At 41.1% G+C, this 10,159-nt stretch carries 6 protein-coding genes and 2 riboswitches; of the genes, 5 read left to right on the top strand and 1 reads right to left on the bottom strand.

The annotated features are described in order from the left end of the window. Positions 1 to 74: 74 nt before the first annotated feature. Positions 75 to 1,292, bottom strand: a complete 1,218-nt coding sequence (gene fdhA, locus Q4550_RS22855; protein ID WP_194222470.1) for a formaldehyde dehydrogenase, glutathione-independent — start codon at positions 1,290 to 1,292, stop codon at positions 75 to 77. Positions 1,293 to 1,652: 360 nt separating this feature from the next. On the opposite strand from fdhA, the gene Q4550_RS22860 reads away from it, so the two are divergent. The 5 genes from Q4550_RS22860 to Q4550_RS22880 all read left to right on the top strand — a co-directional run bounded on the left by Q4550_RS22860 (position 1,653) and on the right by Q4550_RS22880 (position 9,531). Next, positions 1,653 to 2,627, top strand: a complete 975-nt coding sequence (locus Q4550_RS22860; RefSeq protein WP_303536406.1) for an AAA family ATPase — start codon at positions 1,653 to 1,655, stop codon at positions 2,625 to 2,627. Next, positions 2,624 to 3,859: a DUF58 domain-containing protein gene (locus Q4550_RS22865; protein WP_303536408.1), complete on the top strand. Its 1,236-nt coding sequence runs from the start codon at positions 2,624 to 2,626 to the stop codon at positions 3,857 to 3,859. The genes Q4550_RS22860 and Q4550_RS22865 overlap by 4 nt, the downstream gene beginning before the upstream one ends. A 1-nt stretch (position 3,860) precedes the next feature. Continuing rightward, positions 3,861 to 6,032, top strand: coding sequence for a transglutaminase TgpA family protein (locus Q4550_RS22870; protein WP_303536411.1), 2,172 nt, complete (start codon positions 3,861 to 3,863; stop codon positions 6,030 to 6,032). Positions 6,033 to 6,069: 37 nt separating this feature from the next. After that, positions 6,070 to 6,171: riboswitch (purine riboswitch) on the top strand. 151 nt (positions 6,172 to 6,322) lie between these two features. Then, complete coding sequence (guaA, locus tag Q4550_RS22875; protein ID WP_303536413.1) at positions 6,323 to 7,861, top strand: glutamine-hydrolyzing GMP synthase; 1,539 nt, start codon at positions 6,323 to 6,325, stop codon at positions 7,859 to 7,861. Between the two features lie 85 nt (positions 7,862 to 7,946). Then, positions 7,947 to 8,048: riboswitch (purine riboswitch) on the top strand. Between the two features lie 187 nt (positions 8,049 to 8,235). Next, positions 8,236 to 9,531 carry an NCS2 family permease gene (locus tag Q4550_RS22880; RefSeq protein ID WP_303536415.1) on the top strand — a complete coding sequence of 432 codons (1,296 nt, stop codon included), beginning with the start codon at positions 8,236 to 8,238 and terminating at the stop codon, positions 9,529 to 9,531. Positions 9,532 to 10,159: the final 628 nt, after the last annotated feature.

Raw genomic sequence — 10,159 nt, forward strand, 5'->3', positions numbered from 1 at the left:
TGGTTTCGTATTAGTAGTATATAACTTAAAAAAAGAAGTCAATCCTAGCGATTAGGATTGGCTTCTTTTTGATTTTACCTTCTTAACATCCCATGTGGATCAATGACGAACTTTTTTGATACACCACTATCAAACTCGTTATACCCTTGAGGTGCTTCATCGAGACTGATAACGGTTGCATTTACAGCTTTAGCGATATCCGCTTTTCCATTTAAAATCGCCATCATTAATTGACGGTGATACTGCATGACAGGTGTTTGTCCTGTAACAAAATGGTGGGCTTTTGACCAGCCAAGTCCAAATCTTACTTTAAGTGAGCCTTGCTTGGCATCTTTGTCATCTGCTCCTGGGTCCTCTGTTACATATAACCCTGGGATCCCCATCTTTCCTCCAGCTTCTACAACATCCATCATCGTATTTAGCACAATTGCCGGCTGCTCTTCGTTATCTGTTCCATGACCATAGGCTTCGAAACCAACTGCATCGATCGCACAATCCACTTCAGGTATACCGAGTATTTGTTCGATTTGTTCGCCGGGATCGTTGTGTTCTTTTAGATTAATCGTTTCACACCCGAAACTCCGTGCTTGAGCGAGACGTTCTTCTTTTAAATCGCCAACGATCACAACAGCAGCACCAAGCAACTGAGCAGAATGGGCTGCAGCGAGTCCAACTGGTCCTGCTCCAGCGACATACACAGTGGACCCTGTCGTTACTCCTGCACTAATCGCTCCGTGGTAGCCGGTAGGAAAAATATCCGATAGCATCGTTAAGTCGAGGATTTTCTCCATCGCTTTCTCTTTATCGGGAAAGGCTAGTAATTGAAAGTCTGCATAAGGAACCATCACATATTCGGACTGGCCACCAACCCAGCCGCCCATATCAACGTATCCGTAAGCTGCGCCCGGACGTTCAGGGTTTACGTTTTGACAAATATGAGTGTCCTGACGCTTACACATTTTGCATCGACCGCAAGCAACATTGAATGGAACAGAGACAATATCTCCTTTTTTAATGAATTCAACATCTCGTCCAACCTCAATCACTTCTCCGGTAATTTCATGGCCGAGAACTAAACCAGAAGGAGCAGTTGTGCGACCGCGCACCATATGCTGATCGCTCCCGCATATATTCGTCACGATATTCTTCAAGATTACTCCATGTTCACATTTACGGCCGACATTACTCTTGGGAACGCCTGGACCCTCACGAAGAACTAAATCCGGATAGCTAATATCCTGAACTTCTACACGACCTGCACCTGTATAAACGACACCGCGATTACCTACCATTTAATTTCCTCCTTTTCGTTTTAGACGAGTGGGACGAGAGGCATAGCGTAATCTTATGTACTCACCTCATTGTAATGGTTTGAAGATTCAGGATTCTTTTGGTGTTTTCATCTGAAAATTGTATTCCCTTTTTCATCCAGTATGAAACGATTTGCGATGTAGCTAGTCATATCTTTATTTGGATCAATAATGAAATTATAGGAAAACTCGCTTCTTATTAACGTGCCTAAAGTATTTTTTGTTACAATAAGGTTATGAGTATTCAGACATTTACTCTTGCTAATTTGTTGGAAAATTGATAGGTAAAGAGGCCTGTTTTTAAAATAAAAATTTTGAGAGTGACTATTGGAGGAATCAGCTATGAGTTCATCGTACCAATTTGATGCGTACCACCCGGCTGTCAAACAAGTGATTGAAAATATTGAGAAGGTGATGGTTGGTAAGCGAGATGTAACAGAATTAAGCCTGGTTGCCCTGCTTGCTGGAAGTCATGTCCTTCTGGAGGATGTGCCGGGTGTTGGGAAAACGATGATGGTTCGTGCTCTTGCAAAATCAGTAGGTGCAAAGTTTAATCGAATACAATTCACACCAGACTTACTTCCGTCTGATTTAACAGGGGTATCCATTTTTAATCAACGTGAGATGAAATTCGAATTTCGTAAGGGGCCGTTATTAGGCAATATTATTTTAGCAGATGAAATTAACCGAACGTCACCTAAAACACAGTCGGCTCTTCTAGAAGGAATGGAAGAGGGGAATGTAACGGTTGATGGAGAAACGCACATTCTTCCACAGCCGTTTTTTGTTATGGCGACTCAGAATCCGATCGAATATGAGGGAACGTATCCTCTGCCGGAAGCTCAGCTTGATCGCTTTTTATTGAAGTTACGTATGGGCTATCCATCTCCTGAAGAAGAACTTGAAGTATTGAATCGTACGGAACACGCGCATCCAATTGACTCGATTGGGACGGCCCTTGAGCTAGAAGACCTTCTTGAGATGCAGAAAAAGGTGAAAGCTGTGTTTGTTGAAGGGTCTGTAAAACAGTACATTATCGATATCGTGAGTAGAACGAGAAATAACTCATCCATTTATCTTGGAGCTAGTCCACGCGGGTCACTCTCACTAATGAAAGCGTGTCAGGCATATGCGTTCATGCGCAATCGCGATTATGTACTACCTGACGATGTGAAATTCTTAGCTCCTTTTGTATTATCCCATCGCATCATTCTTAAATCTGAGGCTGCGTTTGAAGGACAGAAGCCTGAGGAGATTATTAAGGAGATTCTTCATCGTGTAAGAGTTCCTATTCAAAAGGAAGAGAAAGTGAAATGAGAGAGAAGCTAGCGAATAACAGAGTGTTAAAGTTTTTCTTTTTAGCACTGCTTTTCCTGATTACTTTTTCGTATGCGATGTTTCAGGGAGGTTTTGTGAGCTGGTTCTTGTTCTATAGTTTTTTACCTTTCGTTATCTATTCTATCCTTCTTATTTTCTATCCCTTGAGCGCAATCAAGATGACGCGATCGATCAGTCATTCTGAATTAACGGATGGACAGGAGTTAACTGTTACGATTCAGATAGAGCGGAAAAGTCACTTTCCTCTTTTTTATTTAGTTGTTGAAGATATGCTTCCAGATCGGTTAGCTCCGTTTGCTAAAGAAGCTTCCTCAAGGTATCAAAAACGATCACTTGCCTTGCTGCTACCTATGTTCAAAAGAGAGTTAACTTATCGCTATACCATCAAGCCAATTCCGAGAGGAGAATACCATTTTAAGAAACTACGCTGTCGAACGGGGGACCTCTTTGGATTCGTCCAACATGAGAATATGATAGAGAACGATCAAGCGGTTTATGTTCTACCGCAATATCAAGAAATATCATGGTCTCCCTATAATCAGCAGCTCTCTGGGACGAGACCTTCTCCACGTAAAGCAGATTTAGATTATTCTACGGCAGTTAGTGTTCGAGATTATGTACCAGGAGATAAATTGTCATGGATTGATTGGAAAGCAACCGCGCGAGGTTCGAAACTATTAACCAAGCAATTTGAACAACAAATTAGCCAGGATTATATGATCTTCCTCGATCGAGAGACCGATCACTATGGTCGTGTAGATTCGCCTTTATTCGAGAAGGGTGTAAGACTAGCTGCTTCTGTGACGAACGCTGCTTTAAAGCAGAATGCGATGATCGGCCTTGTTTCCTCAGGAAAAGATCATTCTGTTCTGAATATTAATGGTGGAAGAGCACAACGAAGGAGAGTATTTCATCATCTCGCACGAGTACAAGCTAATGGGATGACAACGTTTGATACAGTTGTTAAAAGAGAGGCTCATCATTTCCCTGCTGGAACAGGTGTTATGATCATTAGTCCTTCGCTTGATGGGGCATTCACTTCTACATTAAAAGAGCTTGTTGCACGAAAGGTTCAAGTGGAATTCTTTTATGTTACTGAGCACATTACGTTAGCGCAACAGGCTGAGCTTAGTCAGCTTACTCAATTCGGTGTTAAAGCACACGTGATTGCGGGAGAATCGTTTAATGAAGAATTAAAAGGGGGTGGGTAGCGTGCAACAAGGTAATGAAAAAACAGACTGGCTTTACGCGCTTCTCCTCTATGGATTGGGTTTTCTTCTGTTCTGGGAATGGCTACGACCTCTTTCGATCATTTCAGATACAGGTCAAACAGAAATTTTCATTCTATTTACGGCATTTTTATTTTTGCTTTCTTATTTTCAGCTACCTTTTTGGCTATCTTTCCCGATTAAAGGAGTGGCGCTAATATATGCTCTACATGCCATGTTTTTTCCGGGACCGTTCTTTGAATCTCTGTGGATAGATTACTTTCTATCAGACTTTTCACAGAACGTCGATTTTCTATTTGATGGTAGTTTTGATCGTTTGTCAAATGTATTTCGAACCTTCTTGTTTTTCATATTGCTTTGGCTTATAAGCTATTTAATGCAATACTGGTTAATTCAAACAAGACGGATTTTTTTATTTCTATTAGTGACGATCGTTTACATTTCGGTTATTGATACGTTTACAACTTATCAAGCGGATAATGCGATTATTCGTATTGTGATCATTGGTTTTGTGTTACTAGGTCTCCTTCAAATTCTGCGAATTCAAGAACAAGAGGGAGTTATTTTTTCAAAAGGTCGCTTCCCTGTCTATTGGCTTATGCCACTAGTTGTTGTTATTGCTTTTTCTTCTATAGTCGGTTATATCGCTCCGAAGGCTGAGCCGCAATGGCCGGATCCGGTACCTTTCCTGAAGAAAACGACTGGAGATGGTGACGGAGAAGGAAGAAATGGCAACGGAATTAGTAAGATTGGATACGGAGAAGATGACTCACAACTTGGCGGCCCTTTCGTTATGGACGATACTGCTGTCTTTACTGCACAAATTAAAGATAGAGGGTACTGGCGGGTTGAAACGAAAGATGTGTATACCGGTAAAGGCTGGGAATCTTCCGTGCAGGATCGAGTTATTTTTGAAGGTAGCACAGAAACATTATTTGAAGATGGTGTTGAGTTAGAAGCCTTTGATATGAAGATGAATATGACTGGGAATGAGAAATTTGATTTTATTGTCCATCCAGGACAAGTAACAAACATCGAAACGGGCACAGAAGTTCAACTACTTGAAAACCCTCTGACTGGAAAAGTGTTTACACAAAATCTTGGCGAGTCTATTGTGCTTGATAATTATAATTTAGATTACGAATCCCCTACCTTTTCTGAAAAGATGTTACGAGAAGCACCAGTTAATTATCCAGATCGGTTGGCAAATACGTACCTTCAATTACCGGAGACTCTTCCTGAGAGAGTCAGTGATCTTGCTGAAGAGATTACGGTAGAAGAAGAGAATTCTTATGATAAAGCGAGAGCGATCGAAAATTACTTCGTAGGGAATGGTTTTGTATATGAAACAACGGACGTTGCCGTTCCTGGGGAGAATGATGATTATGTCGATCAATTTCTTTTCGAAACGCAGCTAGGTTATTGCGATAATTTCTCTAGTTCGATGACCGTTCTTTTAAGAAGTCTCGGGATTCCGGCAAGATGGGTCAAAGGATTTACCGAGGGAGAATTTGTGGCAACTGCTGGAGACTATCGAAAGTATGAAGTAACAAATAACAACGCACACTCGTGGGTTGAGGCATACTTCCCGGGTGTCGGTTGGGTTCCTTTTGAACCAACTCGAGGATTCACTAACCAGGCTGATTTTGTTAGCGATTATAGTGATGATGAAGCGACAAATTCTGAAGCACCTGATCCTGCACAAACTGAAGAAGAGCAGGCGCAGCAGCAGGAACAAACACCAGAGGAACAGGCATCATCAGGTTCATCATCTGTATCGTTTGAATGGACAGTGTGGTATACCGTTGTGCTTGTGCTTATTCTATTGTTACTTGGATACGTCGTATTTAAGAATTATAAGAAATGGTTGAAGAGATTGGTTATTTCAAGATATAAGAGACGAGATGACGGAAAGGTGTTATCTGAAGCGTATTTTCGACTGCTATGGTTGCTAGAATTACATGGCATTAAGCGTGGGAAAGATCAGACTTTGCGGGAATATGCTGTTCAAGTTGACAGCAAGCTTCAAACAGAGGATATGAAGGAATTAACACGTCGCTATGAAGAAAATTACTATCGTGGAAAAGCGAACAGTGATGGTTGGGATGAAATGAAGGAATTATGGGAAAATTTAATTAAAAAGATGCAATCTTGACCGCTGTATAGACGGTTGATAGAATGAATCCATAGTTTGAACAACAAGTTGTAACCTTCGTATATCCCTGGGAATAAGGCCCAGAAGTCTCTACCGGATCACCGTAAATGATCTGACTATGAAGGCAGATACTCCTAGTATAAGCCAGGATTCTGCCTTTGTACCATGGCAGGGTTCTGGCTTTTTTTATATGACCTTGGATGAAAGAGATCGAAAAGCTTGTTAATCCTCTTTTTTTCGATTCGATTTCGGCAATGCTACTAGAGACTAAATAGAAGTGAGGGAATTAGATGTTAGAAGAACAGGAATCCATTATTGTCCTCGATTTCGGTGGACAGTACAATCAACTAATTGCTAGACGTATTCGTGACCTTGGTGTGTTTAGTGAATTGCACCCGAACACGATTACTGCTGAAGAAGTAAAGAAAATTAATCCAAAGGGGATCATCTTCTCAGGTGGACCGAACAGCGTATATGGTGAAGGCGCGCCGCGCTGCGATGAAGAAATTTTCGAGCTTGGCATTCCGGTTCTTGGCATCTGTTACGGCATGCAGCTGATGACACATCACTTTGGTGGAAGTGTAGAAGCGGCGAAACACCGTGAGTATGGTAAAGCGATGCTGACAATCAAGGATAAATCCCCATTATATGATGGTCTACCAGAAGAACAATCTGTATGGATGAGTCACGGTGATCTTGTTAAAGCTCCACCTGAAGGATTTGAAGTGGCTGCAACAAACCCATCTTGCCCAGTTGCGGCAATGAGCGATGCTTCTCGCCACCTATATGGCGTTCAGTTCCACCCGGAAGTTCGTCATACTGAGCACGGAAATGAACTATTGAAAAACTTTGTTTATAAAGTGTGTGAGTGTGATGGTAACTGGTCAATGGAAAACTTCATCGATGAACAAATTAATGAAATCCGTGAAGCTGTTGGTCATAAAAAAGTTCTATGCGCTCTTAGTGGTGGAGTTGACTCTTCTGTAGTTGCTGCCCTTATTCATAGAGCTATTGGTGACCAGCTAACATGTATGTTTGTCGATCATGGTCTTCTTCGCAAAGGCGAAGCAGACAGCGTAATGAAAACATTTGGTGAAGGCTTCGATATGAACTTGATCAAAATTGACGCAGCTGATCGATTCCTTACAAAGCTCAAAGGCGTAACCGATCCAGAGAAGAAACGAAAAATCATAGGTAACGAGTTTATCTATGTGTTTGAGGAAGAGTCTGAAAAGCTTGAAGACATGTCCTTCTTAGCACAAGGAACACTTTACACAGATATCGTTGAGAGTGGAACGGCGACTGCTCAAACCATCAAGTCCCACCACAACGTAGGCGGACTGCCTGAAGATATGAAGCTCGATTTGATTGAGCCCTTAAATATGCTTTTCAAAGATGAAGTTCGTAAAGTAGGTACAGAGCTTGGTCTTCCAGACGAAATTGTATGGAGACAGCCGTTCCCGGGACCGGGTCTTGGTATCCGTGTAATCGGAGAAGTGACAGAAGAAAAGTTAAAAGTTGTACGTGAATCTGACGCGATTCTTCGTGACGAAATTAAAAAAGCAGGCCTTGATCGTGATATCTGGCAATATTTCACGGCGCTTCCTGATTTCCGTAGTGTTGGTGTTATGGGTGATGCAAGAACGTATGACTACACAATTGGTGTTCGTGCTGTAACATCAATCGATGGCATGACATCTGACTGGGCGCGTATCCCATTTGAAGTTCTTGAGATTATCTCTACAAGAATTGTTAACGAAGTGGATCACGTTAACCGCGTTGTGTATGACATTACTTCTAAGCCGCCCGCTACAATTGAGTGGGAATAAACACGAACAAAATATAAATAAATAGATAAAATGTTCGTGTTTTGTGTTGACGGCTTGTGAGAAAGCTGATACACTACAAAAGTAAATAAATAGAACGACCATCCATCGTATAACATCGGGAATAAGGCCCGAAAGTCTCTACCAGGTTACCGTAAATAACCTGACTACGAAGGAAATAGGGAAAGTATTGAAACGTCTTGCTCATGTAGCGACTCGTGGAGAACCTTCTCTTTTCCTATTAGTCCGCTCCGGGTAGAGAACCCGGAGCTTTTTTCTTTTTATGAATAGTTAACCTAAATGAATCAAGAATAAAAAAAGAAAGGTTACTAACCGTTAGAAAGATGGATGAAGGGGAATAAGGGGGACTTAAAGAAATGGATCGTTTTTTTCGTTTTCATGAGCATAATACAACATATAGAAAAGAAACTATTGCTGGATTAACGACGTTCTTATCAATGGCTTACATTCTATTTGTGAATCCGGCTGTTTTGGCCGATGCAGGAATGGATCAAGGAGCTGTCTTTACTGCTACAGCACTTGCTGCTGCGCTCGGTACATTAATTATGGGTGTTCTAGCGGGATATCCAATCGCTCTGGCGCCAGGAATGGGATTGAATGCGTTCTTCACCTATTCTGTTGTCACCGTTATGGGCGTACCGTGGGAAACAGCACTTGCGGGGGTACTTGTTTCAGGAATTATCTTTATTATTATTACCATTTTTAAAATTAGAGAAATGATCATCAACGCGATTCCGATGGAATTAAAATACGCGGCAGCGAGCGGGATTGGACTTTTTATAGCATTTATCGGTCTTCAAAGCGCAGGAATTGTTCAAAACAATGATTCTACACTTGTTCAACTAGGTAATCTTCTCGCCGGGCCGACGTTACTTGCAGTCTTCGGATTAATTATTACTGTTATCTTAATGGTTCGTAACGTAACTGGCGGTATTTTCTACGGAATGGTGATTACAGCCATCGTAGGTATGATCTTTAACCAGGTGCCGATTCCAAGCGGGGTTGTGGGTAGCGTACCAAGTCTTGAACCAACTTTCGGCGTTGCTTTGGGTCACCTTGATGATTTGTTTACAATTGACATGCTTGTCGTTGTTCTCACGTTCTTATTCGTCGATTTCTTCGACACAGCGGGTACTTTAATAGCTGTTGCGACGCAGGCAGGCATAATGAAAGACAACAAACTTCCAAGAGCAGGGAAAGCATTGTTTGCTGATTCATCCGCAACTGTTCTTGGCGCTGTACTTGGTACGTCAACAACTACAGCCTACATTGAATCTTCATCAGGAGTAGCGGCAGGTGGTCGAACTGGTTTTACATCTGTTGTAACAGCAGGATTTTTCTTGTTAGCACTATTCTTCTCTCCGTTACTAGCAGTGGTCACACCTTCAGTTACAGCGCCAGTCTTGATTATAGTCGGTGTCCTGATGGTGAGCGTACTCGGTAACATTGAGTGGAAACGATTTGAGATTGCGGTTCCAGCATTCTTAACGATTGTTGCAATGCCATTAACATACAGTATTGCAACAGGGATTGCGTTAGGATTTGTAATGTACCCGATCACTATGGTCGTAAAAGGTGAGGGGAAGAATATTCATCCAATCATGTATGGTTTGTTCTTTGTATTTATCGCATATTTCGTGTTTTTAGCATAGTTCGTTTTGAAGCAGTCGAGAAATCGGCTGCTTTTTTTATATAGCGATACTCTCCGGTTTGTTCCATTATTAAGGTGAGATCAAGTTTCGTAACCGAAGTGAGAGAGTACTTTTTGTTGCTTAAGTAGAACGAGGTGAGGAAATTCATTTTGTTAGTTAAAAGGTTAATTAAACGTTTGTTTAACCTTGAATATAGTGCTTTTAAATCTCCGTAAAAAAAAGCTTCATTATAGGGGATTCTTTAGACGTGAATACTTGCCAATATTAATGTGACTTTCTAAACAAGCTATGTCATATTGATTTAATTAATTTGAAAAATACTATTGACCATATCATTCTTTACTGATAAAGTAGAGAACGTTGTTAAGAAAACAACAACAAACGCATGAAAAAAGTGATTGACATCATTTCGCACTTCATGTATTATGAATAACGTTGCCGCTAAAACAAGTAGGTAACACTAAAAAAACATTTCAAATTAGTTGTTGACATTAAACGAAACAACATGATATATTAATTGGGTCGCTGAAAACGACAACGAAAGAAACGAATCGATCTTTGAAAACTGAACGAAACGCCATGTAAGTAGTTGTTTCTACGGAAACAAAACATTGTTTTAAAGCTAGAT

The sequence above is a fragment of the Anaerobacillus sp. 1_MG-2023 genome, assembly GCF_030547345.1.
GTDB classification, from domain to species: Bacteria; Bacillota; Bacilli; order Bacillales; family Guptibacillaceae; genus Guptibacillus; species Guptibacillus hwajinpoensis_B.